The 26,371-nt window shown below is 70.3% G+C and carries 35 protein-coding genes and 1 pseudogene; 29 read left to right on the forward strand and 7 right to left on the reverse strand.

Features of this window, described 5'->3' with window-relative positions; translation table 11 throughout:
• Genes ACFSL4_RS01770 through ACFSL4_RS01795 form a run of 6 tightly spaced genes read left to right on the forward strand, consistent with a single transcriptional unit; the run spans nt 1 to nt 2,782 of the window.
• On the forward strand, nt 1-828 hold the full coding sequence (locus ACFSL4_RS01770; RefSeq protein ID WP_381077424.1) for a hypothetical protein: 828 nt from the start codon (nt 1-3) through the stop codon (nt 826-828).
• A complete protein-coding gene (locus tag ACFSL4_RS01775) occupies nt 829-1,293 on the forward strand; it encodes a hypothetical protein (RefSeq protein ID WP_381077427.1) in 465 nt (154 codons plus the stop codon).
• A 25-nt stretch (nt 1,294-1,318) separates the two neighbouring features.
• Complete coding sequence (locus ACFSL4_RS01780) at nt 1,319-1,660, forward strand: hypothetical protein (RefSeq protein ID WP_381077430.1); 342 nt, start codon at nt 1,319-1,321, stop codon at nt 1,658-1,660.
• Between the two features lie 5 nt (nt 1,661-1,665).
• Nucleotides 1,666-1,887 (forward strand): hypothetical protein, encoded by a 222-nt coding sequence (locus tag ACFSL4_RS01785; protein WP_381077433.1) that lies wholly within the window; start codon nt 1,666-1,668, stop codon nt 1,885-1,887.
• Nucleotides 1,887-2,369 carry a phage tail tube protein gene (locus tag ACFSL4_RS01790; protein ID WP_381077436.1) on the forward strand — a complete coding sequence of 161 codons (483 nt, stop codon included), beginning with the start codon at nt 1,887-1,889 and terminating at the stop codon, nt 2,367-2,369. The genes ACFSL4_RS01785 and ACFSL4_RS01790 overlap by 1 nt, the downstream gene beginning before the upstream one ends.
• The gene (locus ACFSL4_RS01795; protein ID WP_381077439.1) at nt 2,366-2,782 is read left to right on the forward strand and encodes a hypothetical protein; all 417 of its coding nucleotides are present in this window, start codon (nt 2,366-2,368) and stop codon (nt 2,780-2,782) included. Before ACFSL4_RS01790 ends, ACFSL4_RS01795 begins: the two co-directional genes overlap by 4 nt.
• Nucleotides 2,783-2,864: 82 nt before the next feature.
• Here ACFSL4_RS01795 and ACFSL4_RS01800 read toward each other — a convergent pair whose 3' ends face one another.
• Nucleotides 2,865-3,221 (reverse strand): hypothetical protein, encoded by a 357-nt coding sequence (locus tag ACFSL4_RS01800; protein ID WP_381077442.1) that lies wholly within the window; start codon nt 3,219-3,221, stop codon nt 2,865-2,867.
• 81 nt (nt 3,222-3,302) lie between these two features.
• Between ACFSL4_RS01800 and ACFSL4_RS01805 the strand changes: the two genes are divergently transcribed.
• The 14 genes from ACFSL4_RS01805 (at nt 3,303) to ACFSL4_RS01870 (ending at nt 15,099) form a co-directional block, all read left to right on the forward strand.
• Nucleotides 3,303-3,809, forward strand: coding sequence for a hypothetical protein (locus tag ACFSL4_RS01805; protein WP_381077445.1), 507 nt, complete (start codon nt 3,303-3,305; stop codon nt 3,807-3,809).
• Between the two features lie 182 nt (nt 3,810-3,991).
• Nucleotides 3,992-7,243, forward strand: coding sequence for a phage tail tape measure protein (locus tag ACFSL4_RS01810; RefSeq protein WP_381077714.1), 3,252 nt, complete (start codon nt 3,992-3,994; stop codon nt 7,241-7,243).
• 12 nt (nt 7,244-7,255) lie between these two features.
• Nucleotides 7,256-8,494, forward strand: a complete 1,239-nt coding sequence (locus tag ACFSL4_RS01815; RefSeq protein ID WP_381077448.1) for a phage tail family protein — start codon at nt 7,256-7,258, stop codon at nt 8,492-8,494.
• A 3-nt stretch (nt 8,495-8,497) separates the two neighbouring features.
• Complete coding sequence (locus ACFSL4_RS01820; protein WP_381077451.1) at nt 8,498-9,643, forward strand: siphovirus ReqiPepy6 Gp37-like family protein; 1,146 nt, start codon at nt 8,498-8,500, stop codon at nt 9,641-9,643.
• 3 nt (nt 9,644-9,646) lie between these two features.
• A complete protein-coding gene (locus ACFSL4_RS01825) occupies nt 9,647-10,576 on the forward strand; it encodes a hypothetical protein (protein ID WP_381077454.1) in 930 nt (309 codons plus the stop codon).
• A 2-nt stretch (nt 10,577-10,578) separates the two neighbouring features.
• Nucleotides 10,579-11,277: a hypothetical protein gene (locus tag ACFSL4_RS01830; RefSeq protein ID WP_381077457.1), complete on the forward strand. Its 699-nt coding sequence runs from the start codon at nt 10,579-10,581 to the stop codon at nt 11,275-11,277.
• A gap of 16 nt (nt 11,278-11,293) precedes the next feature.
• Nucleotides 11,294-11,995, forward strand: a complete 702-nt coding sequence (locus tag ACFSL4_RS01835; protein WP_381077460.1) for an N-acetylmuramoyl-L-alanine amidase — start codon at nt 11,294-11,296, stop codon at nt 11,993-11,995.
• 79 nt (nt 11,996-12,074) lie between these two features.
• Nucleotides 12,075-12,308 carry a hypothetical protein gene (locus tag ACFSL4_RS01840; RefSeq protein WP_381077463.1) on the forward strand — a complete coding sequence of 78 codons (234 nt, stop codon included), beginning with the start codon at nt 12,075-12,077 and terminating at the stop codon, nt 12,306-12,308.
• Between the two features lie 3 nt (nt 12,309-12,311).
• On the forward strand, nt 12,312-13,253 hold the full coding sequence (locus ACFSL4_RS01845) for an N-acetylmuramoyl-L-alanine amidase (RefSeq protein WP_381077466.1): 942 nt from the start codon (nt 12,312-12,314) through the stop codon (nt 13,251-13,253).
• 3 nt (nt 13,254-13,256) lie between these two features.
• Nucleotides 13,257-13,481, forward strand: a complete 225-nt coding sequence (locus tag ACFSL4_RS01850) for a hypothetical protein (RefSeq protein ID WP_381077469.1) — start codon at nt 13,257-13,259, stop codon at nt 13,479-13,481.
• Nucleotides 13,478-13,729 (forward strand): hypothetical protein, encoded by a 252-nt coding sequence (locus tag ACFSL4_RS01855; RefSeq protein ID WP_381077471.1) that lies wholly within the window; start codon nt 13,478-13,480, stop codon nt 13,727-13,729. The genes ACFSL4_RS01850 and ACFSL4_RS01855 overlap by 4 nt, the downstream gene beginning before the upstream one ends.
• On the forward strand, nt 13,726-13,932 hold the full coding sequence (locus tag ACFSL4_RS01860; protein WP_381077473.1) for a hypothetical protein: 207 nt from the start codon (nt 13,726-13,728) through the stop codon (nt 13,930-13,932). Before ACFSL4_RS01855 ends, ACFSL4_RS01860 begins: the two co-directional genes overlap by 4 nt.
• A 139-nt stretch (nt 13,933-14,071) precedes the next feature.
• Nucleotides 14,072-14,683 carry a DUF433 domain-containing protein gene (locus ACFSL4_RS01865; RefSeq protein WP_381077476.1) on the forward strand — a complete coding sequence of 204 codons (612 nt, stop codon included), beginning with the start codon at nt 14,072-14,074 and terminating at the stop codon, nt 14,681-14,683.
• A complete protein-coding gene (locus ACFSL4_RS01870; RefSeq protein ID WP_381077478.1) occupies nt 14,680-15,099 on the forward strand; it encodes a PIN-like domain-containing protein in 420 nt (139 codons plus the stop codon). Before ACFSL4_RS01865 ends, ACFSL4_RS01870 begins: the two co-directional genes overlap by 4 nt.
• A gap of 87 nt (nt 15,100-15,186) precedes the next feature.
• On the opposite strand, the gene ACFSL4_RS01875 is transcribed toward ACFSL4_RS01870, so the two are convergent.
• From ACFSL4_RS01875 to ACFSL4_RS01885, 3 genes are all read right to left on the reverse strand, one after another.
• A complete protein-coding gene (locus ACFSL4_RS01875; protein ID WP_381077481.1) occupies nt 15,187-15,429 on the reverse strand; it encodes a GntR family transcriptional regulator in 243 nt (80 codons plus the stop codon).
• 454 nt (nt 15,430-15,883) lie between these two features.
• On the reverse strand, nt 15,884-16,372 hold the full coding sequence (locus tag ACFSL4_RS01880; protein WP_381077484.1) for a hypothetical protein: 489 nt from the start codon (nt 16,370-16,372) through the stop codon (nt 15,884-15,886).
• 11 nt (nt 16,373-16,383) lie between these two features.
• Nucleotides 16,384-17,829, reverse strand: coding sequence for a helix-turn-helix domain-containing protein (locus ACFSL4_RS01885; protein ID WP_381077486.1), 1,446 nt, complete (start codon nt 17,827-17,829; stop codon nt 16,384-16,386).
• Between the two features lie 193 nt (nt 17,830-18,022).
• On the opposite strand from ACFSL4_RS01885, the gene ACFSL4_RS01890 reads away from it, so the two are divergent.
• The 3 genes from ACFSL4_RS01890 (at nt 18,023) to ACFSL4_RS01900 (ending at nt 19,426) form a co-directional block, all read left to right on the forward strand.
• Entirely contained in the window at nt 18,023-18,202 is a 180-nt protein-coding gene (locus ACFSL4_RS01890; protein ID WP_381077488.1) for a hypothetical protein, read from the forward strand.
• Entirely contained in the window at nt 18,199-18,705 is a 507-nt protein-coding gene (locus ACFSL4_RS01895; protein ID WP_381077490.1) for a DUF6415 family natural product biosynthesis protein, read from the forward strand. Before ACFSL4_RS01890 ends, ACFSL4_RS01895 begins: the two co-directional genes overlap by 4 nt.
• 142 nt (nt 18,706-18,847) lie before the next feature.
• Nucleotides 18,848-19,426, forward strand: coding sequence for a hypothetical protein (locus ACFSL4_RS01900; RefSeq protein ID WP_381077492.1), 579 nt, complete (start codon nt 18,848-18,850; stop codon nt 19,424-19,426).
• Here the strand turns inward: ACFSL4_RS01900 and ACFSL4_RS01905 are convergent.
• The gene (locus tag ACFSL4_RS01905; protein ID WP_381077495.1) at nt 19,423-19,737 is read right to left on the reverse strand and encodes a hypothetical protein; all 315 of its coding nucleotides are present in this window, start codon (nt 19,735-19,737) and stop codon (nt 19,423-19,425) included. The two genes, ACFSL4_RS01900 and ACFSL4_RS01905, sit on opposite strands and share 4 nt — an antisense overlap.
• A gap of 206 nt (nt 19,738-19,943) precedes the next feature.
• Nucleotides 19,944-20,174 (reverse strand): helix-turn-helix domain-containing protein, encoded by a 231-nt coding sequence (locus ACFSL4_RS01910; RefSeq protein WP_381077498.1) that lies wholly within the window; start codon nt 20,172-20,174, stop codon nt 19,944-19,946.
• A 220-nt stretch (nt 20,175-20,394) separates the two neighbouring features.
• Between ACFSL4_RS01910 and ACFSL4_RS01915 the strand changes: the two are divergent.
• From ACFSL4_RS01915 to ACFSL4_RS01935, 5 genes and pseudogenes are all read left to right on the forward strand, one after another.
• Nucleotides 20,395-20,607, forward strand: a pseudogene (locus tag ACFSL4_RS01915) (ComEC/Rec2 family competence protein); the annotation flags it as partial.
• A gap of 4 nt (nt 20,608-20,611) precedes the next feature.
• Nucleotides 20,612-21,460 (forward strand): arylamine N-acetyltransferase family protein, encoded by an 849-nt coding sequence (locus ACFSL4_RS01920; RefSeq protein WP_381077500.1) that lies wholly within the window; start codon nt 20,612-20,614, stop codon nt 21,458-21,460.
• Nucleotides 21,461-21,553: 93 nt separating this feature from the next.
• Entirely contained in the window at nt 21,554-21,799 is a 246-nt protein-coding gene (locus tag ACFSL4_RS01925) for a hypothetical protein (RefSeq protein ID WP_381077503.1), read from the forward strand.
• 141 nt (nt 21,800-21,940) lie between these two features.
• A complete protein-coding gene (holA, locus tag ACFSL4_RS01930; protein WP_381077506.1) occupies nt 21,941-22,930 on the forward strand; it encodes a DNA polymerase III subunit delta in 990 nt (329 codons plus the stop codon).
• Nucleotides 22,931-23,097: 167 nt separating this feature from the next.
• On the forward strand, nt 23,098-23,493 hold the full coding sequence (locus ACFSL4_RS01935) for a nuclear transport factor 2 family protein (RefSeq protein ID WP_381077509.1): 396 nt from the start codon (nt 23,098-23,100) through the stop codon (nt 23,491-23,493).
• A gap of 188 nt (nt 23,494-23,681) precedes the next feature.
• On the opposite strand, the gene rpsT is transcribed toward ACFSL4_RS01935, so the two are convergent.
• On the reverse strand, nt 23,682-23,948 hold the full coding sequence (rpsT, locus tag ACFSL4_RS01940) for a 30S ribosomal protein S20 (protein WP_381077512.1): 267 nt from the start codon (nt 23,946-23,948) through the stop codon (nt 23,682-23,684).
• 503 nt (nt 23,949-24,451) lie between these two features.
• On the opposite strand from rpsT, the gene lepA reads away from it, so the two are divergent.
• On the forward strand, nt 24,452-26,326 hold the full coding sequence (lepA, locus tag ACFSL4_RS01945; RefSeq protein WP_381077514.1) for a translation elongation factor 4: 1,875 nt from the start codon (nt 24,452-24,454) through the stop codon (nt 26,324-26,326).
• Nucleotides 26,327-26,371: the final 45 nt, after the last annotated feature.

Raw genomic sequence — 26,371 nt, forward strand, 5'->3', positions numbered from 1 at the left:
GTGTACGACCTCGGAGACGTCGTCCCGCTCGGCGTGCGCGTCACCGACGCCAGCGGCGCTCTCGTCGATGCCGGCTCGATGGCGCTGACCATCACCCTGCCCGACCAGACCACCGTCACAGCCGACCCGGTCGCCCCGGCCAGCACCGGAACCTACAGCTACGACTACGCGACGGCTCAAGCCGGGCGGCACATCGTGCGGTGGGTGGCCACCGGTGCGAACGCGATGGCTCAGAGCGACGTCTTCGACGTCCGGCCCGCAGACCCGCAGTTCCTGTTCTCCCTCGCCGACGGCAAGAAGCACCTGAACATCGCCGCTACGTCCACCGGCGACGATGAGGAGCTGCGCGACTGGATCGCCGCCACCACGATGGTCGTGGAGCACTTCGTGGGCCCGTGCGCCCGCCGCACGGTCACCGAGCGGCACAGCTTCAGCGTCGCCGACGTGCGCGTGCTGCGGCACACCCCGGCGCTCGCACTCACATCCGTGGTGCCGGTCCTCACCTCCGGCACGACGTACAACCCGGTCGACCTCGATCTCGACGAAGAGACCGGGATCGTGCAGCGTAAGGACGGGGGCCTGCTGTACGGGCCGCTGCGCTTCACCTACACCGCCGGCCGGGCCGTGATCACCCCGAACATCAGCGCCGCCGGGCGGATCATCCTCCAGCACCTGTGGGAGACCCAGCGCGGCGCGATGGGCGGCGTGCGGCTGGGTGGCGGCAACGACTTCTCTGTCTCCGAGCCGATTCCCGGCCTCGGCTACGCAGTGCCCAACCGGGCCCTGGAGCTGCTGGAGCCCGACCGGACGCCTCCGGGGGTGGCGTAGATGATCGCCTGGGAGTCGACCGTCCCGGCTGCGATCGACGGCCTGGTGGCGGCGTTCACCACCGCCGAGGGGCTGGCCGGCGTGGTCGTGCTCGATGGGCCCGAGGTGCGTGAACCGTCGGCCATGGAGGTCGTCTCGGTCGGATACCCGGGCGCCGACGACGAATTTGCCGTTGACGGCAGCGTGTCCGCCGACGGCATGGCATCGAGCCCCGACCTGGAGCGGTACAGCGTGCAGTGCGCGGCCGCCGTACTCGACGGCTCCGGGAACGTGCGGGCGGCCCGGCAGCGGGTGTACGCGCTGGTCGCCGCGTGCGGTGAGGCGATCGCCCGGGACCGCACGCTGGGCGGCGCGGTACTACAGGCGACGATCGGCTCGACGTCGCTGCGGCAGACGCAGGACAGCCGGGGCGTAACCGCCACCGTGGTCTTCTCGGTCGACTGCGACGCCTTCACCTCACCCTGACCGGCCACAACTTGAGGAGAACTTCATGGCCGCGCTCGCAACGAACGTTGTCCCGCTGACGGGACTGCGCATCGACGACAAGTTCGTGTCCGCCACGGCGGGCGGCGACGACTGCGCCACGGGCGCAGGCGTGGCCCTGCTGATCAAGAACGGCGACGCTTCCAGCCATACGGTGACCCTCGTGACGCCGGGCACCGTGAACGGGCTGGCCATCGCCGACCGGCCGGTAGTGGTGGCCGCCGGGCAGGAGGCCGCCGTCCTGGTCGATGACGAGTACCGCGACCCTTCCACCGGCCGCGCATCGATCACCTACGACGCGGCGCCTGCCACGCTCACGGTCTGCGTGATCCGACTGCCGGTCTCATGAACGACGTGACACTCCGGCACCCGAATCTGCCGGAAGGCCAGGAGATCCGCGTGCCCCGGTCCGCGGTGCCGCACTACCGGTCCGCCGGATGGGTGCCCGCGGACAGTCCCTCCACCGACTCCGGCCCGGCCACCGAGCAGATCAGTCAGGCGGGCGTCGAGGGCAGCTCCGGCGACACGCCCGCACAGCCCGTCAAGCGCCGCCGCGCAACCAGTAAGGAGACCTGATGTCCGCCACTCCCATCACCGCCTCGACCCGGTACTACCGGCGCGGCGTGTCCAAGGTGTCGTGGGTGCCCACGATCGCCGACAAGACGGCCCCGACGCGCGCCGAACTCAACGCCGGCACCGAACTGTCCCCGGAGACGGGTGCGGTCGACGGCTGGCAGATCACCTCCAACACGGAGGACGCCCCGGCGCTCGGGACGACGTTCAACGCGAAGGTGTTCTCGACGACCGAGGTCGGCAACAGCTCCCTGACGCTGTACACGTCGAAGACCGGCACCGACGTGCGGAGCCTGCTCATCCGCGGCACGACCGGGTTCATCGTGTGGATGGACGAGGGCGACGTCGCCGGGAACCTGATGGACGTCTTCCCGGTGCAGGTCATGTCCCAGGCCAAGACCAGGGAGATCAACTCGCTCGGCATGGTCCAGGTCCAGTTCGCCATCCCCTCTGAGCCGGCCGAGAACGTGAGCATCCCCGCATGATCAAGGTGACTGTCGGGGACCAGATCTACGAGTTCGACGATGGCCGTCTTCTGGTCGCCGAGGCCCGCGAGATCAAGACGCTGTGCGGGCTCACGCCGCCCCGCATGTACGGAGGGCTTGAAGAGGGCGATCCTGATTCGGTCGCGGCCATCGTCTTCCTTGCCAAGAAGCGCGCCGGGGAACCGGTTCGCTGGTCCGACCTCGACCAGCTCGACTTCGCAGACGTCACGATCGACCCCATCACCAGCGACGGCGACGGCCAGGATGGTGACGCCGCGGAGAACGCGGAAGTGGACCCTACGACGCGGCCCGTGCCGCCGAACTCTGGTCCGACCCCGAGCGACGGTACTGGCAGTATCTCGGAGCCTTCGCCTACCGCTTCAAATACCACCCAGGCGACATCGGCCGGCTGACTCTCGGCGAGTTCGATGCGCTCGCCGAGGTCTGCGACCAGATCGCGAAAGACGAGTCCAGTGGCTCGATACCCGACATGAGCTAGCCGGCGACTTTGAGCGGCAGCCCGCAGCGGGGGCAGGTCGCGGTCTTCTCCGCCCGCTCGGCGGCGAGGCCGAAACCGATTCCCGCGGCGAGGAACGCACCCACAGCGGCTGCGATCCCGGCCCACGCCGGATGGATGAGCGCCGGCCACAGGATGAGCCGGCCGATGCCGCCGCCGGCAGCATCCGGGTCGACGGCGTTGACGGTGTTGACGATCGCGGCGATGATCGCGGCGAACTGGAGCAGAGCCACCCAGGCCCAGAAGTTGCGCCAGCCGTGCCGCTCGACGGGCTTCACGTCCTGCTCGCAGTGACCGCAGTGCGCAGTTGTCTCGGGTCTGGTCTCGTTGCTCATCTCATCCCCCCTGAATCTTGGCTCAGTTGGCCGGATGCTCCCACCGCGCACATACCGGGTCAACTGGATCAAGGGGGTGCTGTGGTCGCGGACTTCGAGATGCGCACGAGCCGGGACCTCACCCGGATCGCCCGGGAACTGCGGCAGATGGACGACCAGGAGATCAAGAAGCGGTTCCGGCGGGAACTGCGGGCCGCCGCGCAGCCGATGGTGCCGGCGGTGCGGCAGGCGATCCGGCAGATTCCCTCCAAGCGGGGCTACAGCGCGTCCGGGCTGCGCGGCCGGCTGTCGAAGGCCGTGAAGCTGGAGGTCAAGACCACCGGCAGGCAGGCGGGCGTGCGGCTCCGGGTCGATGGCCGCAAGATGCCCGACAAGCAGGGCAGTTTGCCCCGACTCGTCGAAGGTGAGGGCGTCCAACGCGGTCGCCGAGTCGATACCCGCTGGCGACACCCCGTGTACGGCAATCGCGAGGTGTGGGTGGAGCAGCCTGCGAAGCCTTTCTTCTACAAGAGCCTGCGCTCCTTGGGGCCGCGCTCGCGTGCCAGCGTCAACCGCGTCCTCGACCAGATCTCCCGCGACATCACCTGACGCACAAGAGGGGCACCAGCGGTGCCCCTCTCTCATGCCTGCCTTGACAGGCCGTGCCGTGCCTTGCCGAGCCCTGACATGCCGCGCCAGGCCGAACTCAGCCGCGCCTCGCCAGACCACGCCTTGACTGCCGATTCCAGCGTACCGACAGGGGGTGAGCGGTCGTGGCGGGTGCTCGCGTGATGTACGACTTGATCGCGCGCGATCACGCGAGCCGGACCTTCCGCACTGTCGGGGATGCCGCCACGCGCCTGCAACGTCAGGGCTCGGGCGTCGGCGCGGCGATCGCCACCGGCCTGAAGGTGGGCACGGTCGCGGCCGGGGGCCTCGCGATCGCCTCGCTGAAGGCGGCCGGGGACTTCGAGAAGTCCATGAACCAGGTGCGCGCGGTGTCCGGGGCGACGGGCAAGGACTTCCAGGACCTGCGTAACCAGGCGAAGCAGCTTGGCGCGACAACGAAGTTCTCCGCGTCGCAGGCGGCGGACGGCATGGGTTTCCTGGCCATGGCCGGGTTCAGGGCCAAGGACATCATGTCGGCGATGCCCGGCGTGCTGTCGCTGGCCTCGGCGGGCAACATGGACCTGGCCCGGTCGGCGGACATCGCGAGCAACATCCTCACCGGGTACGGCTTCAAGGCCACCCAGACCGGCAAGATCGTCGATGTCCTCGCCAAGACGTTCACCTCGACGAACACGGACCTTGAACAGCTCGGCGAAGCGTTCAAGTACGCGGGCCCGGTCGCGCACAGCGCGGGCATCAAGTTCGAGGAATCCGCCGCGGCGATCGGCCTCATGGGCAACGCGGGCATCCAGGCGAGCATGGCGGGCACCAGCCTGCGGGGTGCGATCACCCGGCTGCTGGCGCCCACGGACAAGATCAAGGGCGTCCTCGACCAGCTCGGCGTAAAGGTCGTCGACAGCCACGACAAGATGCTGCCGCTCGCGGACATCATCGAGCAGCTCGGCAAGAAGGGCGCCACCACCTCCGACCTGATGACGATCTTCGGTCAGCGGGCGGGCCCGGCGATGGCCGCGCTGATCGACCAGGGTGCCCCCGCGCTGCGGCACCTGACGAAGCAGCTGGACAACGCGGGCGGCACCGCCGACAAGATCGCCAAGGTGCAGATGGAGGGTCTTCAGGGTCAGCTCACGTCGCTGAAGAGCGCGTGGGAAGGGCTGATGATCGAGATCGGTGATCTCGGCGTGCTCAAGCTGGCGACGACAGGCATCGAGGGCATCACCACGGCCACTCGCGGCCTGACCGGTTATGTCGACAAGTACGCCCGGCCGGCGCTCGGCGCCTTCAAGACCACGCTCGGCAACTTGGTGCCCGTTGACAAGATCAAGCAGGGTTTCAGCGACGCCAAGACGGCCGTTGGGGACTTCTTCAAGGGTCTGGTTCCTGGTAAGGCCCCGGCGCTTCCCACGCCGATGCTGAAGGCCCCGCAGGCGCCTGCGGCGATCGCCCTGCCGACGCTGCCTGCGTCGGACTCCCAGAAGATGGGCGAGTCGATCCGTAAGGCCCTTGAGGGCGGCATCTCGAATCTCGACTGGGGAAAGCTCGGCAGCACGCTCGGCAAGGGCCTGTCGTCGGCGATCGGATGGGTCGGCCAGCACACCGCGGACCTGACGAAGAAGCTTGCGGACGTCATCGGGAAGATCGATTTCGTTCAGGTCGGCAAGGCGTTCGGCAGCTCCGCGATCCCTCTCGCCATCGGCTTCATCACGAACCTCTTCGAGCCCCTGTTCTCCCTGGACTTCTGGAAGAAGCACTGGCTGGACACGATCATCGCGGTCGTCTCCATCATCCCGATCGGCCGGCTCGCCGGGGGGCTGGCCAAGGTCGTCGGGAAGATCCCGTTCCTGCGTGTGTTCGAGCCGCTGCTGAAGGGCGTCAGCAAGCTCGGCGGCTGGATCGAGAAGGGATTCGGCAAGTTCGTCCTCAAGCCGCTGGGCAAATTCGGCAAGGCGATTCTGGACGGCATCGTCCGTGGCTTCACCCGCGTCTTCCCTGGTGCCAAGGGGAAGCTGGGCGAGTTCATCGGCAAGATGGCCCTCAATATCGTGGGCTATGCGGGCAGGTTCGCCGGTGCCGGTGAGCGGCTGATCAAGGGGCTCGGTAGTGGAATTCTCAAGCTGGGCGGCACGATCGGCGAATGGATCGGCCGGATCATCGGCTGGCTGACGAAGCCGTTCGCCAAGGCTGGCTCCTGGCTCGTCGGCAAGGGCCGGGCCCTGGTGACGGGGCTCAAGGACGGCGCCGTGTCGATCGCGAAGGGCATCGGCTCGTGGGTGTGGCGCAACGTGGGCAGCCCGCTCGTGGCCCGCTTCGCACGGTCCGGCTCGTGGCTGTACAGCAAAGGCCGGGCTTTGGTGACGGGCCTGAAGAACGGCGTGGTCAGCATCGCCAGGAGCATCGGCTCGTGGACGATGAGCCACGTCATCAGCCCGGTGACCACACAGTTCGCGAGGGCTGGCAGCTGGCTGTACAGCAAGGGCGCGTCGCTGATCTCCGGGCTGAAGAACGGGATCGTCGGGGCCGTAAAGGGAATCGGCTCGTGGCTCAAGAAGAACTTGATCGATCCCGTGGTCAACGCGGTCAAGCATTTCTTCGGCATCCGCTCACCCTCGCGGGTCTTCATGGGTATCGGCGGTCACTTGGTGGCCGGCCTGATGAAGGGTCTGGCCCGGACGTCCGGCAACGCCATCGCGCACAAGGTCTTCGGATCGCTACCGAAGGCCCTGGCCTCGATCGTCAAGAAGGGCCTGGTCAGCATCACGAGCCTGCCCGGCCGGGCGCTGAAGGCGCTCGGCGGGCTCGGCGGCGACATCCTCGGCCTGCTCGGCCTGGGCGGCGGCGGGGGCGGCTCGTCGGCCAACCAGAAGATCGGCCAGACCCTCGCCGCGGCCTACGGCTGGTCCGGCCCCCAGTGGGCCGCGCTGAAGAACCTGTGGACGGGCGAGTCCGGCTGGAACGAGCGCGCACTCAACAAGTCGTCCGGCGCCTACGGCATCCCGCAGGCGCTGCCGGCGTCCAAGATGGCGTCCGCGGGCTCCGACTGGCGCACGAGCGCGTCCACGCAGATCAAGTGGGGCCTGGGCTACATCAAGTCCAGGTACGGCAACCCGGTCAACGCGTACTCGGCGTGGCTGTCGCGCTCGCCGCACTGGTACGACGCGGGTGGTATCGCCAGGGGCCGGGGCTACATGCCGAAGGCGACGCTCCGTCCTGAGCGGGTGCTGTCGCCTCGGCAGACCGAGGCGTTCGAGCGGATGGTGGCGGTCCTGGAGCGCGACCACGGCCAGCCTCGCGGCGGCGACACCTACACCACCTCGTACACGGTCAACGCCCGGACGGCCAACTTCACGCCGCGGGACCTGGAGAGGCTGCAACAGCAGTCCGAGGCACGCCAGCGCGTGCGGCGGCCGAAGTAAGGGGGCTGAACTGTGCCGATCATCGCGCCGTCGTCGGCCGTCACGCCACCAGTCGAGATCCCGGAGGTCGGCTACGCGTCGATCACCTACTACGACCCCTCGGGCGTGGCGTGGCCGATGACGGACACGGCCCGGGGCTGGTACGTGCTCGCGGACGGTGTGACCGGGCTCGGCGCCGCACCCGTCGCGCTGACCACGGACGCCCTGCCGCGCGGGGGCGCACACCTTCGGCACGTGCAGCCGCAGCCACGCACGATCACCTGGCCGCTGCTCGTGGAAGGCAGCGACCACCTGGAGTTCATCGCCCGGTGGCGGCAGTTGGCGAAGGCGTTCACCCGCACCCTGCGGGAGGGGCCTGGCGTGCTGGAGATCGCCCGGCCGGACGGTACACGCCGCCAGATCGACGTCTACTACCAGGACGGCTGGCAGGGGCTCGGCGCCTTCGGGTCGGGTGTCACCTGGGACAAGGCGACGGGGCTGACGCTGTGGTGCCCGGACCCGTACTGGGTGGATCCGGTGGCGCTCGCTGTGCGCCGTGAGTACGGCACGTCAGGGGTCTTCCTCAACCCGTTCCCGACCGTGTCCAGCAGCCAAGTCCTCGGCGCGACCACGGTCACCAACCCTGGCGACGTCACCGTGTGGCCGACATGGACGATCACCGGCCCCGCCAGCCTGGTGACGTTCACACGCACCGACACCGGCGATGCTTTCGCGATCAATCCGACGCAGGTGTCAGGGTCGCTGCTGGCCACCGAGCAGGTCATCGTCAGTACGAACCCGCCGACGATCCGCAAGAAGACGGCCGAGGTGCAGACCATCAACCTCGGCTCGGCGACCGCTGGCACGATCACGATCACGTTTGGCGGGCAGACCACCGGCAGCATTGCCTACAACGCGACCGCGGCCGCCGTGCAGACCGCGCTGGAAGCCCTGCCGAACATCGACCCCGGGGACGTCACGGTGACCGGCGGCCCGCTGCCAGCCACGGTCAGTATCAGCTTCGCGGGCCAGTATCTCGGCACCGACGTCCCCGAGGTGACGGTTACGCCGTCAGGCCTGACGGGCGGCACGGTCACCGTCGCCACCACCACGCAGGGATCCACGGACAACTGGGCGGGAGCCGTGAACTGGCCGGCGGCCGTGCTGTGGGGGCTCGACCCGGGCGACAACCCGGTCACCTTCCAACTCGACGGCTCAGGGCCCGGCTCAGCGGTCGATCTGGCTCTCCACCCGCGCTACGAGACGGCCTGACCCATGGCGATCACGCTGCTCGTCACCGACCAGAACCTCGCGGTGGTCGGCGATCCCCTGGACGGCTGGACGTCGCTGAGCTGCGACCTCAACTTCAACCAGCCAGCCGCCGGCTCCATCACCCTGCCTGCCCTGCCGCAGTACGCCGCCCAGCTTCAGGCCGGGCGGCGCCTGGTGCTGATCCGGGACGGGGCGATCTGGTGCGCGGGCCCCCTGGAGGTGCCGCAGGAGGGCATCTGGGACGTCGACTCCAACCCGGATCCCGGGCAGATCACGGCCAACTTCACCGACGACTTGGGGCGCGTGGCCGGCTATCTGACCTACCCGGACCCGACAGTCGCGTTCGCCTCGCAGGTGACGGCGTCGGACGCCACGTACCAGCTCACGACGACCAACGCCGAGACGATCATTCGGACGCTGGTCAACGTCAACTGCGGGCCGGGAGCCCTGGCGGCGCGGCAGATTCCGTCCCTGGTCCTGGACAGCGTGGCCGGGGTTGGCAGCAATACCAGCATCACGACCCGGTTCGAGGCGCTGCTCGATGCCTGCCGGACCGTGGCCGCCACCGATGGCCTCGGTTTCCGCACCCGCCAGGTCGGCAGCCAGATCAAGTTCGGCGTTTACCAGCCCGCCGACCTCACGAGCACGGCCCGCTTCAGCACCGGCCTGGGCAACCTCCGCTCGGTGCAGTGGAAGCTGTCCGCGCCCACCGCCACCAGCGAGCTGGTACAGGGCGGGGACACCGGCAGCCGGGTGTATGTCGAGACCGCCTCCGGCCAGGCGGCCACCTGGTACCGGGTCGAGAAGCTGGTCGACGAGACCGGCACCACCAGCAGCACCGAGCTGACACAGGCGGCGAACCTGGCTTTCGGCGATGACGGCCCGCAGGCATCGCTCAGCACGGTGACCGTCGACACCGACGACCTGAAGGCCGGGCGCGATTACGGCCTCGGCGACCGCGTCACGGTGGTTCTGCCGACGGGGCTGGAGATCGCGGACGTGGTGACCACGATCCGCCTGGAGGCGACCCCCGACGAGGGCGAGCTGGTCACCTCGGTGGTCGGACGCCAGGACGAGACGACGGCCAGTCAGACGGTGCGGTGGATCCGCGAACTGGCCCGGCGGCTCGGCCGAGTGGAAGCGAGGTAATGCATGGCTCAGCAGTCGTGGCCCTATGCCACCTACAACGCGGGGGCGGTGACCGACGCCGAGTACGAGGTCCTGGCCTCCCGCTACTCCGACGACGGCGTGTACGGCGACCCCACCGACACCGCAGTCGTGACCGCCGGTGTGGGCCTGTCCGTCGACGTCCGCGCGGGCGTGTACGCCTCCCTGCGCGGCCACGGCTGGCAGTCCGGCACCACTGCGACCAACCTCGTCATCTCCGCGAATGCGAGCGGGTCGACCCGCACAGACCGGGTGGTGCTGCGCCTGGACCGCGCCACCTGGACGGTGGCCGCCGTCGTCCGCGAGGGCACCGCGGGTGCGGGCGCACCGGCTCTGGTGCAGGACGTCGGCACCTACTCCAGCGGCGTCTACGAGATCCCCCTCGCCACCGTGACCGTCCCCGACAGCGCTACCTCGGTGACCGTGACGCGCGGCGAGCAGTACGTGGGCGCGCGCGTCCGGCCGTGCACGTCGACCACGCTGCCCCCGTCCCCGCTGCCCGGTGAGCAGGCGTACGAGACGGACACCGGCATCCTGCGCATGTGGACCGGCAGCATCTGGGTCACCGTCTATGAGGATTCCGGGCAGCTCACCCTCGGATCGGGTTTCAGCACGTGGGCGGACGCCGGCGGCAACGTCGGCCGCCTGATCGGCAGCGTTGTGACGCTGAGGATCGCAAGGACCCGGATCGGCAGCCCGCTGTACGTGGACGACCCCGACGGCTCCAAGGTCGCCACCGTGCCGGCCGCGCTGAGGCCGGTCACCCCGAACCAGTTCTTCGCGGTCCAGTTCAGCGGGGGGCAGTCGGGCCGGGCGGAGGTGCGTACCAGCGGTGAGGTCTGGGTGCGTGCCCTCTCGGGGACGGTGCCCGTCAACGGGAGCCTGTTTCTGACGATGACCTATGTGAGGTGGTGACAGTGGCCCGGTACCGGTTCGGCGGGGTCGCCGATTATGTGATCAGTGTGGGCACCGGCAACGCGGCGACGCTGGTGCCCGGTGCAAGCGTCACCTATTGGAACGCTGCAAGTGGCGGTACGCAGTACACCGACCTCACTGACATCGACGGCGTCACGCCGATCGCGGGCGGCATCCTCACCGCCGACGTCTACGGGGCGGCACCGGAGTTCTACGGGCCGGATGGCGTGACCGAGATGTATCCCGACGCCAATGGCGGGGCGGGCCCGCGGCGGCGCACGGTCACCACGGATATCCGCGCCTACGCGGACGGTACGTTCCTGCCCCTGGTGGGTGGCGACGTGGTGGGCACGGTCACCACCACCCTCGGCGCCGCCACCAGCGTCGTCGCCGCGTCGATCGTGTCCGGCGACATCTACGACCGGTACCGGCGGGACGCCTCCGGACGGCAGGACTGGGGGCCGGGTAACGCGGCCCGGGACACCAACCTCTACCGCGACGCCGCCGACTCCCTGAAGACCGACGACAGCCTCACCGTGGCCCTGGCCCTCAAGCACCTCGGGACCACGCTCGGCTTCTACGGCGCGACCCCGGCCGCGCGGCCAACGGTCACTGGCAGCCGCGGAGGCAACGCCGCCCTCGCCTCGCTCCTCACCGCGCTGGCCACGCTCGGCTTGATTACCGACTCGACCACCGCCTGACCTGGAGGACCCCCGTATGGCCGTACCGCTCACCGCCGACCAGCTGGTGGCCGCGCTCCTCGCCGAGGGCGTGACCGTCGACGAGGTCCTCAACTGGCGCACCAACAACCGGGATGCCGTCGGCGCCTGGGGGCCGGTGAACGGCGTGGTCATCCACCACACCGTCACCGGCCCCGGTGACGACGTGGTCGGCATCGTCTACAACGGCGACAGCAGCCTGCCCGGGCCGTGGGCGCACGGCTGCATCACCAAGGACGGCACCGTGCACCTCGTCGGCAACGGCCGCGCCAACCACGCCGGCGGCGGCGACCAGGCCGTGCTCGACGCGGTGATCGCCGAGTCCTACGCCGACTACCCGCCTCCGCCCACCGAGCACGAGGGCAGCCCGGGCGCGGTCGACGGGAACGCCCGGTTCTACGGTTTCGAGTGCGAGAACCTCGGCGACGGCCGGGATCCGTGGCCGCTGGTGCAGTACGCGGCGATGGTCCGGGCGACGGCCGCGGTCTGCCGGGCGCACGGCTGGGGCCCGAAGTCCGCGATCGGGCACCTGGAGTGGTCCGACTGGAAGTCCGACCCGCGCGGCTTCCCGATGGCGGGCTTCCGTCAGGATCTCGCTGACTGCCTTGCGCTGCCGCCCGGCCGGTGGCGCGTGGTCCGCGTCCGCATGACCGCGGCCCCCAGCACCACCGGCCGCACCCTCGCGTGGGACGAGGGCTGACCACCCTCCCCGCCCCGTTCATCACCGCACGCCCCGCGCCACCCCGGCCCGGGGCCTTTCTCATGCCCAGGAGGGCCCTATGGCCGCGTCACCTTACGAGGACCGTCACCCCAGCACCCAGCACCTGGTGCGTTACTTCGGATATGGGCACCTGCCCGCGCACTTGCAGCCGGTCAGCCAGGCCGTGCACGACATCATGCAGGACGTCGTCGACCTGGTCCCCGACGGCCCGGAGCTGACCGCCGGGCTGCGCAAGCTCCTGGAGGCGAAGGACTGCTTCGTCCGCGCCGCCCTCGACGACCGGGAGGGCTGAACCATGGCCGAGCCCATGTCCGCAGCCGAGTTCCTCGCTGCCCTGAAGGCTGAGGGCGTGACCGTCGTCGAGGTCGGCGACTGGCCGCACCACAACCGGAACCATAAGGGCTCGTGGGGGCCGGTGAACGGCGTGATGGTCCACCACACCGTGTCCTCCGGCACGGCGGGCACGGTCGCCCTCTGCCGGGACGGCTACAGCCAGCTGCCCGGCCCGCTGTGCCACGGCGTCATCCCCAAGGACGGCACCGTGCACCTGGTGGGGTACGGGCGGGCGAACCACGCGGGCGGCGGCGACCCGCACGTCCTGGACGCCGTCATCGCGGAGGACTACGGGGACCGGCCGCCCGCCCCGCACCAACACGAGGGCAGCGCGGGCGCGGTGGACGGCAACGCCCGCTTCTACGGCTTCGAGTGCATCAACCTCGGCGACGGCAAGGATCCGTGGCCTGCGGAGCAGCTGCTCGCGATCGAGCGGGTGGCGGCGGCGATCTGCAGGCACCACGGCTGGACGGCCCGGTCGGTGATCGGGCATCTGGAGTGGTCGGACTGGAAGTCCGACCCGCGGGGCTTCGACATGCACGCGATGCGGGGGCGGGTCGCGGCCCGGCTCGGCGCGAAGCCGGCGCCAGCTCCGGCCCCGAAGCCGCCGTCCCGGCCGTCGGTGTCGCTGGCGCACGTCGTTTCGGCGGCCCGCCGGGACCCGGGCGCCGCGCAGGGGCACACCACGCACCGCGGCGAGGTGCTGCTCGTCGAGCGGGCGCTGCACGCCGAGGGGCTCCTCGCGAAGCGGTGGGTGGACGGCAGCTTCGGCACCAAGACGGTGTCCGCCTACGGGGCGTGGCAGCGCGAGTGCGGCTACCGCGGTGCCGCGGCGGACGGCATACCTGGCAAGGCGTCGCTGGCCAAGCTCGGCGCCAAGCACGGCTTCGACGTGAAGGGCTGAGCGATGACGACCGAGACGAAGCGCGTCCTGCGCACCGCGGTGCAGTTCCTCGTCGGCCTGGCGGCCGCGCTGCCGCTGCTGGTGCACGCGTCCGGTGTCCCGGAGACGGCGCCGGGCGTGGGCGTGGGCCTGGCGGTGGCTGCCGCAGTGACCCGCATCATGGCCATGCCCGCGGTGCAGCGGCTGCTGCCGGGCTGGCTGCGCACCGATGACGGGGCGGCCGGATGACGCCGCCGGAGTCCTCGGCGATCGCGCTGGAGCTGGAGCGGTTGCGGGGGGCGATGGAGGCCGGGTTCGCGCGGGTGGACGGCCAGCTCGCGCTCCTGGTGCAGCGCGGTGACCAGACGGACAAGACCCTCGACGACCACGAGAAGCGGCTGGACGCGCTGGAGCGGACCCGGTGGCCGCTCGCCAGCATCGGCGCTCTCACCGGGGTGGCGGCGCTCGGTGTGGCGGTGTGGGAGATGGCCCGGTGACCGCGGCGGATGTGGTGTGGGGCGGTCTGCTGGCGGTGGGGGCTGGAGTGGAGGTGTGGGCGCTGCGTAACAGCAGGCCGGGTGACACGCTGTCGGAGCGCGTCCGCGCCTGGTTCCGGGTGCGCACGCGCCCGGGCGCCGCGGTGTTCGCGGTGGCGTGGACCGCGTTCGCGGCCTGGTTCCTGGTGCACATACTCGGGTGACGAGACGGTGATGCCCCCTGCACGGTCCTCATGGACTGTGCAGGGGGCGTTTCGTGCGTTCAAGCAGGTACCCGCCCGACGCGCCGGACTCGACGATGCAGAGGAGCTTCTGGCAAAGTCAGGCCAAGGAGGTGACACCGTGGGATTCCCTGTAGACCTGACAGCTGCACTCACAGGTGCATCAGTGTGGCAACTAGCCAGCTGGCGCAAGGACCTTCTCCAGCCCGAGGTACAGCGCAACCCCGTCTTGTACTCCTTCCGTGATCTTGTGGCCCTGCGGATGTTCGTCCGCCTGCGCTCCGAAGTGCCTCTGCAACGAATCCGCAAGGGCCTGAGCACTATGCGGAAGTGGGACCTCACGCAGCACCCATCGCGCTACACCCTCCTCACAGATGGCGACACGGTCTTCCTGAAAGAACATGACCGGGCGATCGACCTTGTCCGCCGGCCTGGCCAGGAAGTCCTCCTCAGCGTCGAAGACGCCTTCGCTCCCTTCACCAACCTCCAAGGGCGAGGCGTCGTCGACTTCCGTCGTCCCCGGCCTCACGTCGAGGTGGAGCAGCAACGCCTCGGTGGCTGGCCCACCGTCGCCGGTACCCGGGTCGCCTACGACACCGTTGCCAAGCTCGTCGAGGGCGGCATCCCGCCTGGCGACGTCGAACGCTTCTACCCCAGCGTTACCCAGGCCGCCGCAGCGGACGCAGCGGACTTCCACGCGGAAGTAATCCAGCTCCGCAGGACGGCCGCGTGAAGTTCTTCCTCGACGAGAACGAGTCTCCAGCTGTCCTCGCCCCCCTGCGTGCCGTCTTCTTCCGTCACGAGTTCATGACCGCGCATGACGAGGGGCTGCGGGGCACCCTCGACCCCGACCTGATCAGAGAGGTCAAAGGCCGGGGGTTCGACGCCATCATGACGCAGGACCGCAACCAGCTGTCCAACCGCGAAGAACGAGCGGCCTACATAGAAACGGGCCTGCACTGGATAGGCCACCGCGAACCGGATGCCTCTGGACTCCAGCTCATCGCTGTCACGGCCTCCGCCTATCTGGCTGCCATGCCCCACATCCTTGACGCGCTGTCCGAAGTGACAGGAGCGCATTCCTTCCGCGTCGTCAACTTTCCTCTGCAATCTGGCCAGCGAGTCAAGATCAATCCGTTGAATATGTAGCTGTCGCAAACCGCCTGTCCCCCACGCTCTACCGCGCCCCCCATACGGCCTTCGGGCTGTGTGGGGGGCGTTTCGTCATGCCCGGGGTCAGGTGGGCGGCTGGTCCACGACGAAGGTTCCAATGCCCGTCTCGCCTCGCAGCCAGCCCTCACGCCGCAGGTGCGCGAGCGCCTTCTGGCTCGTCGACGCGGCGATACCCAGCTCGGTGGCGAGTTCCAGCGTGGACGGGACGCGGGAGCCGGGCGGGTAGGTGCCGTCCTTGATGCGGCCGATGACGATCTGCGCCACCTGCCGCCACACCGCCCGCGTCCGGTCAAGATCAGCGCTCATGCTGGCGACCGTAGGTTCCCGCACCATGCCGCGCGACCGCAGGAACCCTCGGCATATCGCGGTAAGGCGCGGTAAGGTCACAGCATGTGAAAACCCCCGCGGCCGGTCAGGGCCCGGGGGCGTGGCCAACCCCGCGTCCGCGGGGACAACTCGAAGGACTGAACCGGAACACCCCCGCGCAGGCGGGGAGTATGGCCCGGACACTATCAACCCTGCCGGCAGCCCGCCCGCGAACCCCATCAGGCGGGTGGCGGGGATTTTCCATGTCCTGGGGCTTGTGTGTTCCGGCCACACCGGCGCATTGTTGTCGCCCCACCGCCTCACCGGAGCCCCCCAGGCTTCCGGCTCTCCTGGGGGCGGTGGTGTGCCCGCTCGCGAGGTGGGGCGCTGCATCGGTGCCCCGGCCTGAGCACCCCCCGTCCCGGCCGGGGCACCGTGCTGATCGTCGCGGGGCCTATTCGATGCGGGCGGCACCATCCGGCCACACGACGTCCACGGGAATCCCGGCCTCTTTGGCTTCGAGGACTGTGTCCGCGGTTCCGGCGCCCTTCGGGCTGGGCGGAGAGCCGTCCCAGACTGCGACGAGCCGCTCCGCTCGCCGGAGCACTTCGCTGTTGGCGTCCTCGTAGGCCGCCCTGTTGGCGTGCTCGTGGTCCAGGACCACGACCTGCGAGGCCGCCTCGATGAGCCGGTCGAAGACGGGCGCGTGGTCCGGCTTGACCTTCGCCTCCCGGTAGTCCCGCGACGGCAGGATCACGACCAGGCTGCCGCCGACGTCGAGCAGCGCCTCGGCGAACAGCGAGTCGGAGCCGCGCGCGATACAGGAGACTCCGACCAGGCTTCCGTCAGCGTGCTCGGCGAGCAGCTTCCACAGGGCTGCGCGCACCAGCTCGATGCTCGACTCAGCCAGATCCATGTGCCCGGTTACGGCGAACGTGGTCACATCGCTCCCCTTCAGCTCGACAGCAGTTCGCGGATCCTTGCCCGCGCTTCGCCGACCGTACGCGATGACGACCGGCCCACCGTGTACGGGTACAGCTGGCCCAGCTGCGTACGGACGCGGCTGGACTGGGTGCGGGCTGCGGCGTCGACGGCGCGGTGCGTCTGGTCGACGGCCCCGGTCATGTCGCCCATCAGGAAGTGGCACTCTGCCAGCCCGATCAGGTCGAGGGCATGGCTGCGGCCGGCCTCCGCGCCGCGTGTCGCCAGCGCGCCGCGGATGCTGGCCGCCGCTGCCTCCGCGTGCTGCTGCGGAGCCGTGCGGGCCATGTCCAGCAGACGGCCACCGGTGACACCTGACAGCTCGGCCTCGTCGAAGTACGTGATCCAGTAAGGGTCCTCACCGGCTTGGGCCTCGGCGAGGGACTCGGCCGCTTCAGCGGTGGCCCGCCGGAATGCTGCGGCCCGGCCCATCGCCGCGTACGCCCACGCCTCCCGGGTGTGGAGCATGGCGCGGACGCGAGGACTGGCCGCCTGCCTGGCCCCCTTCTGCGCGAGGTGCACGAGTTCCAGGGCGTCCTGCGGGCGGTCCCGGTACAGCATCTGCCGTGCCATGCCCGCGAGCACGTTGGCGCCGAACGCCGCATCACCGGCGGCGTGGGCCGCGCGCAGCGCGAGCAGGTAGTAGTTCTGCGCCTGCCGCTGGAGCCCCGAGTCCCACGCGATCGTGGCGGCGGTGCCGCCGAGGTAGGCCATCACCCGGAACAGGCCCTGCTCGACGTCCGCAGCCTGGTGCTCTTCGAGGTGGCCGGCGACCTCGTTGAGCTGGCCGACGACGGCTTTGCGGCGCAGGCCGCCGCCGTAGCGGTGGTCCCAGGCGCGGAAGGCCCGCGCCGTGCCTTCCAACTGCTCCACCTCGCGCATGCCGATGCGGCCGCGGCGCTGGCTGGACTGGGTGGCTGGTGCAGGCTGGAGCCAGCCTTCGAGGGAGTCGAGGAGCGCGGCCCCGGACAGGGCGGCTCCGGCGAGGGCGCGGGCGGCTGCTCGGCGGTCCATCACGAGGTCGCTCCTGGTCAGGTCAGCGGCCAGGTGCACGGTCGCTGTGGGGCGCCAGGGCCCGTCGTCGGTTGACCGTGCGGCCGCAGGGGGCGGCGGGTCCGAGGTGTCGGGCTGTCTCTCCCACGGCCGGTCGGCGAGGCCCACCATGCGGCCGGGGATGCGCAGCCCGTCGGCGATGCGGCAGATCACGTCGAAGCTGGTGACCTGCTGCTGCCCGCTGATGATGGTGGAGACCTTGCCGGGTGTGAGCTGGCAGGCCGACGCTATGCGGTTCTGCGACAGGCCGCCCCACTTCTTGAAGAGCGAGAAGGCCGCGGCGAAGTCGTGCTCTGCCAGGGCTCGTTTCACGTCGTCCCTGTCGAGGACTTCGGGTGCGAGCGGGCCGGGGGTAGTGGCGTCCATGGGGCCAACTTCCAGGTGATCGTATGCGCGTCATCGCGCCGTACCGAACCAGGAACGAGTGTATTACCGCCTCGGTAACCCCTGCTGGTCATCCCCGAGCTGCGCGCGCGGGCCGATCCTCGATGCATGACAGAGCAGACCCCCGCGACCGCGCGAACGGCCCGGGGGCATGGCCGACTGGTGAGGAGTCGACATGGCGAACAGTAGGGCCTTACTGCCGCCCAGGGTCAAGATGACTATCCGCGTCTACACGGTGGACCGCTACGGCACGGTCACGCAGGATCGCGGCACGGTGGTGGCGCTTCCGCACGGCCATGAGCCTGCCGCTGAGCCCTGCTCCCCGGCCTGTGTCCACGAGGGTGGCACCCGGTGACCGGCACGGAGGCCGAGAGCGGCACCCTGACCCTGGACACCACGGTGATGCGGAAGACCGTCAGGCGCCTGCTCGGCCCGGACGACGCCGCGGACGTGCTGCCGCCGGCCGCCGACGAACTGGCTGCGCTCACCGCCCGGCTCCGCGAGCACCTGGCGCTGCTCATGCCCGCGGTCGACCAGCTGGCCGCGCGCCTGCCGAGTAACAGCATCCCCCGCTACTGCGCGCTCGCCTGCCTGGGGGAGGCCCGCCAGAAACTCCGCGCTGCGCCCAGCCCCGTACCGGGCGGGGCCGTCGCCTACGCGCGGCGCCTGGGACGCTCACTGGCCGCCCTCGTCGACCACCACGAGAGGCTCACCGGCGTCATGATGTGCCTCGCCTGCGACCAACTGATCCGGGAGGACGAGGAGTCGCGACCGTACGACCAGGTGAGCCCGTCCGGCGGTGCTGTGCGGTCTGGCCGTATCCACGCCCGCTGCGCCAACACGGTGCGCCGCCACTGACGGCGCCGGCCGCGTGCGTTCCCCCGCCACGCGGTCGACGCTCCTCAAGCCGCCGGCTCCCCCACGGAGCGCGGATCCCCGTCGGGGAGCCGGCCACCAGGTACCACCCGTCATGTGTCACCCAACGGAGAAGGGACAGTCGATGACTGAGACTGAACTGCCCGCACCGACCCTGGTCGCTGAGGCTGCGCAGCAGATTCTCACCACCCTCAAGGCCGACCACGAGTTCGGTGCCTTCCAAGCCGCGAGCCTGGAGTACAGCGAGGACTGGCAGTGCTTCACCGGGTTCCCCGTCGTCGACCGGTGGAACCTAGAGGCCGACTCGGCGCCGCTGTTCGAGGAGGGCCTGCGTGCCCTCGCGCTGAAGGCCGCCGTGCACGCGCTCACCGGCGACGAGAGGGAGGCGGAGATCCCGATCGCTGTGCCGGTCGACGAGATGACGCACGCGATGCTCGCCCAGGCGCAGCTCCTCACCCGCATCGCCGACGCGCACGGCATCAGCATCATCCACCAGACCGACCAGGAGCACACCGACTACCGCGCAGGCGGGTACACCCACGAGTGCTACCGCCTGGCGTGGGGTGAGCCTCCGGCCCGGTACTGGCTGGACCACGAGGAGGTCGTGCGGCGCCGTGACGTGCTCGCCGGCCTGTACGAGAGCATCGGCATGGGCCGCTCCGGGCGCGAGCACCAGCTCGACTTCGCCGCGGTCGCTGGCTAGTTGAGCGCGGCGCGCAGCACCGCGGTGACGTCGGTGGTGGGGTCGGAGGCGAGCAGGATCTGCGTCGCCTGCTGGAGGACCCCGGCGCAGGCTTCCGGTGGTGCCGTGTCCAGCACCGCGCGCACCCAAGCGGGGACCTCGCCGGCCTCGGCGGGCGGCGGGATCTCCCACGGCAGCGGGAGGCCCTCGCTGGCGTACGGGGCGGCGGGGAGCCCGACCCGCTCGGGGTGCACGCACACGGGTACGCCGGCCGCGGTGAACCGGTGGCCGGTGGCCGGGTCGAAGGGGCAGTCCCGAGAGGGCCGTGCCACGACGTCGAACCGGCCGCCCGGGTGCCGCAGGGATGGGCATACGGCGCACACCGGCCGTCCGTTCCGCGCGAACGGTCCACTGCGCTCCGTCATCCCGTCGCTACCTCCCGTGTGGTTGGCAGCACGGTAGCCGAGATGGACGGCCTCCGTGCGCATCCAGAACGGCCCCGTCCGTCCGTCTCCCCCGTGGCGGATAGGCGGGGCTCTCAGTCCACGAGGACGGTGACGCGGATGTCGAGGGCGGCTGCGATCCTCAGCAGGTGGCCGTACCGCGGGTCGCTCTCGCCGCGCTCGATCCGCTGGAGGGTTCGTCGGTCGATGCCGGTCAGCTCCGCGAAGCGCTCCTGCGTGTAGTTGGCGTCGAGACGCAGGGCCCGAATGCGGTCGCCCAGCTCGCGACGCCGTTCAAAGATCCAGTCCGGGGAGTCGCGAGGCACTCGACAAAACTGGAACCTGCATGATCACATGTCAGCGTCACCCCTGTCGCTTTTAAGGATCTTGCATCGGGGGACCCACCAAGACGCCCGCCCCGCCGGAGGACCGCAAGCCTCTGGCGGGGCGGGTTTTTCATGCTCGTTGACGCAGGCCCGTTCCGGGTGTCGCGCCGGGTGGCCGCGGCGTAGCATGCGCCGGACCTACCAATGACTAACGCAGAGCCACGGCTCGGCGTACCAGGATCCGGGGCTCATACGGAGAGCGGCCCCGCGGCTCGCGCTGATCTCGTGCGGCAGGCACAACGTGTACGGCCACCCCGCACCGAGTACGGTCGCGCGGTTGCGCGGCGGGGGTGCCCTCGTGCTGCGTACGGACGAGGACGGGGCGGTCGCCGTGGCCGGGGAGGGACGGGAGCTGCGTGTGGCGAGAGACTGATGGCGTGAATTCCGCAGAGGCCGACGCCTACCTTCGCAGGATCGGGGCCGAACACCCCGCCTGGCCCACCACCGATGTGCTGCGCGAGCTGCACCTGCGTCATCTGAGGGCGGTCCCGTTCGAGAACCTGTCGATCCACCTCGGCGAGGAGATCGTGCTGGACGAGAAGCGGATGATCGACAAGATCGTGGGGGCGCGCAGGGGCGGCTTCTGCTACGAGCTCAATGGCGCCTTCGGCGCGTTGCTGCGGGCGGTCGGCTTCGACGTCACCCTGCTCGCCGCGCGGGTGTACGGGGAGGAGGGCCGGATCGGGGTGCCGTACGACCATCTGGCGCTGCGCGTGCGGACCGTGGACGGGGGCGACTGGCTGGCGGATGTCGGCTTCGGGGCGCACAGCCACTTCCCGCTGGCGTTCGGGCACCGGGGCGAGCAGCCCGACCCCGGCGGGACGTTCCGGGTGGTCGAGGCCGGGGCGGACGCGGCGGGGGTGCGCGGAGGCGGCGGTACGGCGGAGTTCGAGGACCTCGACGTGCTGCGGGACGGCAGTCCGCAGTACCGGCTGGAGGTACGCCCGCGAGTGCTCGGGGACTTCGTGACCGGGGCCTGGTGGAACAGCACGTCGCCGGCCTCGCACTTCGTGCGGTCGCTGGTGTGTTCACGGGTCACGGAGGACGGAGGGCGGATCACGCTCAGCGGCAGACGAATCACGCTGACGGCCCCGGACGGGCGGAAGGAGGTGTCGGAACTGGGGAGCGACGAGGAGGTGCTGCGGGTGTACCGGGAGCGGTTCGGGATCGAGCTGGACCGGGTGCCGACCGTGCGGGAGGCCGGTGAAAGGGCCGACCGGCGATGAGGAGCGCCCGCGGCCCGGTGGACGCGGCGGGACCGGGACCTTCCGGGCGGCCCCGGGGGCCGGCGGTGTGGGGCGCGGCGGGAAGATGGCCCCGTGAGCGATGCGAGACATGTGCTGGTGCTGCCCGACCGCGATGCAGCGGAAGAGGCGGCGGAGGCGCTCGGGGAGCGGTTCCCGCTGGACGAGGAGCCGCGGATCGTACGGGACGCGCTGGCCGGTGAGGACGACGCGGAGGACGCGCAGTGGCTCGTGGTGCTGCGGGACGAGGAGGAGCGTCTCGGCCCGGAGCAACTCGACGCGTTCGCGGGGGAGTGGGACGGCTGGCGCGAGGAGCCGTAGCCGACGCGGGGCGGTGCGGGCCGCGGTGTCCGCCCGCTCCGCTCCCTCCCCGCGGGGCGGGGCCTCTGGCTCCTTCCCCACGTGGTGAGGCCTGCGGCGCCGGGCGCCGCGTTGTCGGTGGCGCGTGGGATGCTGTCCGTGATGGCCAAGAAGACCGCGAACGACGACCCTCTCGCCCCCGTCACCCTTGCCGTGGGCCAGGAGGATCTCCTGCTCGACCGTGCCGTGCAGGAGGTGGTGGCCGCCGCCCGGGCCGCCGACGCCGACACGGACGTACGGGACCTGACCTCGGACCAGTTGCAGCCCGGCACGCTGGCCGAGCTGACGAGTCCGTCGCTCTTCGCCGAGCGCAAGGTCGTGGTCGTGCGCAATGCGCAGGACCTGTCGGCCGACACCGTCAAGGAGCTGAGGGGGTACTTCGCCTCGCCCGCCGAGGAGATCACCCTCGTGCTGCTGCACGCGGGCGGCGCCAGGGGCAAGGGCCTGCTCGACGCGGCGCGCAAGGCGGGGGCGCGGGAGGTCGCCTGCCCCAAGATGACGAAGTCGGCGGACCGGCTGGCGTTCGTACGCGGGGAGTTCCGGGCGCGGGGCCGCTCGGCGACACCGGAGGCGTGCCAGGCGCTGGTCGACGCGATCGGGAGCGACCTGCGGGAGCTGGCGTCCGCGGTGTCGCAGCTGGTGGCGGACGTCGAGGGGACGATCGACGAGGCGGTGGTGGGGCGGTACTACACAGGGCGGGCGGAGGCGTCGAGCTTCACGGTGGCGGACCGGGCGGTCGAGGGGCGGGCGGCGGAGGCCCTGGAGGCGCTGCGGTGGTCGCTGGCGACGGGAGTGGCGCCGGTGATGATCACGAGCGCGCTCGCGCAGGGGGTGCGCGCGATCGGGAAGCTGTCGTCGGCCCGGGGCGGACGACCCGCGGACCTCGCCCGGGAGCTGGGGATGCCGCCCTGGAAGATCGACCGGGTGCGGCAGCAGATGCGGGGGTGGACGCCGGAGGGGGTGGCGGTCGCGCTGCGGGCCGTGGCCGAGGCCGACGCGGGAGTGAAGGGCGGCGGGGACGACCCGGAGTACGCCCTGGAGAAGGCGGTGGTGACGATCGCGAGGGCGGCGCGCTCCCGGGGGCGCGGTTGAGGCGAGGGCACGCGTGAGGCGCGCACCCGTGCGCCCCGACGCCCCGGGGCTCCGCCGGCGGCCTGGTGGTGCGCGTCGGCCGGCGACCGGTGGCCCCGGGGGCTGTGCGGAGGAGAATCGGACGTACAGCCGTTCATCGCCGAAGTGACGGAGAGGTGGCGATTGCCATGGCTGAACACCCGCAGGCGATGCTCATCCGCAAGGGTTACGACGCCTTCTCGCGTGGTGACCTGGACATCCTGCGTGGGGCGATGGCGGCGGACGCCACGTACCACGTTCCCGGCAGCCATCCGCTGTCGGGCGACTTCAAGGGCCGGGACGCGATCATCGACATGTACCGGCGGCTCCTGGAGGAGACGGACGGGACGCTGCGTCTGGAGCCGCGCCAGGTGCTCGCCGACGGCCGGGGGCATGTGGTGGCCCTGCACCATCTCACGGCCGAGCGCCGGGGCAAGCGTCTGGAGGAGGACGGATGCATCGTCTTCCGGATCGCCGGAGACAAGATCACCGATCTTGACGAGTGCGTCGCGGACATCGACGAGGACAACGACTTCTGGTCCTGACGCCGGGTCGTGACCGCGCAGGCCGAAGGCCCCGCAGTCCGTCCTGGGGAAGGACGGGGGCGGGGCCTTCGGTTGAAGCTCGTGGGCTCGTACCCGCGTGGCGAACGCAGGCCGCGTACGAACCCGGGTGCCGGGTGGGAGCGGATGAGAGAGGGCCCGCTCGGTTCCGTCCGGCGTCAAATCAAGTGTCAGCCCTTGAGAGCCGCGACCTTGGTGGCCAGCGCCGACTTCTTGTTGGCGGCCTGGTTCTTGTGGATGACGCCCTTCGAGACGGCCTTGTCGAGCTGGCGCGCGGCGGCGCGCTGGAGCTCGGTGGCCTTCTCGGCGTCACCCGCGGCGACGGCCTCGCGAGCCTTGCGGATCGCGGTCTTGAGCGAGGACTTGACGGCCTTGTTGCGCAGGCGCGCCTTCTCGTTCGTCTTGTTCCGCTTGATCTGGGACTTGATGTTCGCCACGAATGAGCCTTTACAGGTTCAGGCACGCGAGGCTGGCCGCCTCACGCGCCGATGATTTCTTGAAGACGTGCCTCGCGCTGAGAGGGCAGGAGACACAGCCACTCAGGCTACCAGCCGCCTTCCGGCCAGCCCAAACCCACGGAAGACGACCCCACCGCGCCCCGGCCGGCCTGCCGCGCCCCGACAGGTCTGCCGTCTGCCGCGCCCCCGGCCGGTCTGCCGTCTGCCGCGCCCCGACCGGTCTGATGTGCCCCCGACCGGCCCGCCGCCCCCGACGCCCGCCGAGCCTCGGCCACCCCGGCGTCCGTCCCGTTCCCCGCACGCGGCCCGTTCCGTCGGCCTCCCCGAGCGCTGCCGGTGCCGCCGGGCGCCGCCTCACCAGGATCCGTCCCCTCCGCGGCCCAAACCGGTCGCAGGTTCCCGCGCGTGGGACCATGGAGGCTACGTATCGATCCGACCCGAGACCGCAGACACTGCGGACGCCTCAAGAATCAGGACCCTGCGTGCCCGCGATCCCTACCCATGTGCCCGAGCCGAGCCGCACCGACCCGGCTCTGATCCGCAACTTCTGCATCATCGCGCACATCGACCACGGCAAGTCCACGCTCGCCGACCGGATGCTCCAGCTGACCGGAGTGGTCGAGCAGCGGCAGATGCGCGCTCAGTACCTCGACCGCATGGACATCGAGCGCGAGCGCGGCATCACGATCAAGTCCCAGGCGGTGCGTCTGCCGTGGGCCCCGACCACGGGCCCCGGACAGGGGGCGACGCACATCCTCAACATGATCGACACCCCGGGGCACGTCGACTTCACGTACGAGGTCTCGCGGTCGCTCGCCGCCTGCGAGGGGACCATCCTCCTCGTCGACGCCGCCCAGGGCATCGAGGCCCAGACCCTCGCCAACCTCTACCTGGCGATGGAGAACGACCTCACCATCATTCCCGTCCTCAACAAGATCGACCTGCCGGCCGCGCAGCCCGAGAAGTTCGCCGACGAGCTCGCCAATCTCATCGGGTGCGAGCCCGACGACGTGCTCAGGGTGTCCGCCAAGACCGGTGTCGGCGTCGACGCGCTGCTCGACAAGGCCGTGGAGAAGATCCCGGCGCCGGTCGGTGTCGCCGACGCGCCCGCCCGCGCGATGATCTTCGACTCCGTCTACGACTCCTACCGGGGTGTGGTCACGTACGTCCGTGTCGTCGACGGGCAGCTCAACAGGCGCGAGCGCATCAGGATGATGTCGACCGGCGCCACGCACGAGCTGCTGGAGATCGGCGTCAACTCTCCCGAGATGATCGGGGCCGACGGGCTCGGCGTCGGCGAGGTGGGCTACCTGATCACCGGTGTGAAGGACGTCCGCCAGTCCAAGGTCGGTGACACCATCACCAGCCAGGCCAAGGGCGCCCAGGAACCCCTGGGCGGGTACAAGGACCCGAAGCCCATGGTCTTCTCCGGGCTGTATCCGCTCGACGGCTCCGACTACCCCGACCTGCGCGAGGCCCTCGACAAGCTCCAGCTCAACGACGCCGCGCTCGTCTACGAGCCGGAGACCTCCGCCGCCCTCGGCTTCGGCTTCCGCGTCGGCTTCCTGGGGCTTCTGCACCTGGACGTGATCCGCGAGCGCCTGGAGCGGGAGTTCGGGCTCGACCTGATCGCCACCGCGCCCAACGTCGTCTACCGCGTGATCATGGAGGACGGCACCGAGCACACGGTCACCAACCCGAGCGAGTTCCCCGAGGGGAAGCTCGCGGAGGTGTACGAGCCGGTCGTGCGTGCCACGATCCTCGCGCCCACGGAGTTCATCGGCGCGATCATGGAGCTGTGCCAGACCCGCCGCGGCACCCTCCTCGGCATGGACTACCTGTCGGAGGACCGCGTCGAGATCCGCTACACTCTCCCGCTCGCGGAAATCGTCTTCGACTTCTTCGACCAGCTGAAGTCCAAGACCCGCGGGTACGCGTCGCTGGACTACGAGCCCACCGGCGAGCAGTCCTCCAGCCTGGTCAAGGTGGACATCCTGCTGCACGGCGACAAGGTGGACGCGTTCTCGGCGATCACCCACAAGGATCACGCGTACGCCTACGGCGTGCGGCTGGTCGCCAAGCTGAAGGAACTCATCCCGCGGCAGAACTTCGAGGTGCCGGTGCAGGCCGCCATCGGCTCCCGGGTGATCGCCCGCGAGACCATCCGCGCCATCCGCAAGGACGTCCTCGCCAAGTGCTACGGCGGTGACATCTCCCGCAAGCGGAAGCTGCTGGAGAAGCAGAAGGAGGGCAAGAAGCGGATGAAGATGGTGGGTTCCGTGGAGGTTCCCCAGGAGGCGTTCATCGCCGTGCTTTCCAGCGATGACGGTGCGGGGCCGGTCAAGGGCAAGAAGTAACCGCGGGTCACCCCGGCAAACCGGGCGGAACAGGGGCCCGCCGCG

The organism is Streptomyces caeni (assembly GCF_042678285.1).
GTDB classification, from domain to species: Bacteria; Actinomycetota; Actinomycetes; order Streptomycetales; family Streptomycetaceae; genus Streptomyces; species Streptomyces caeni.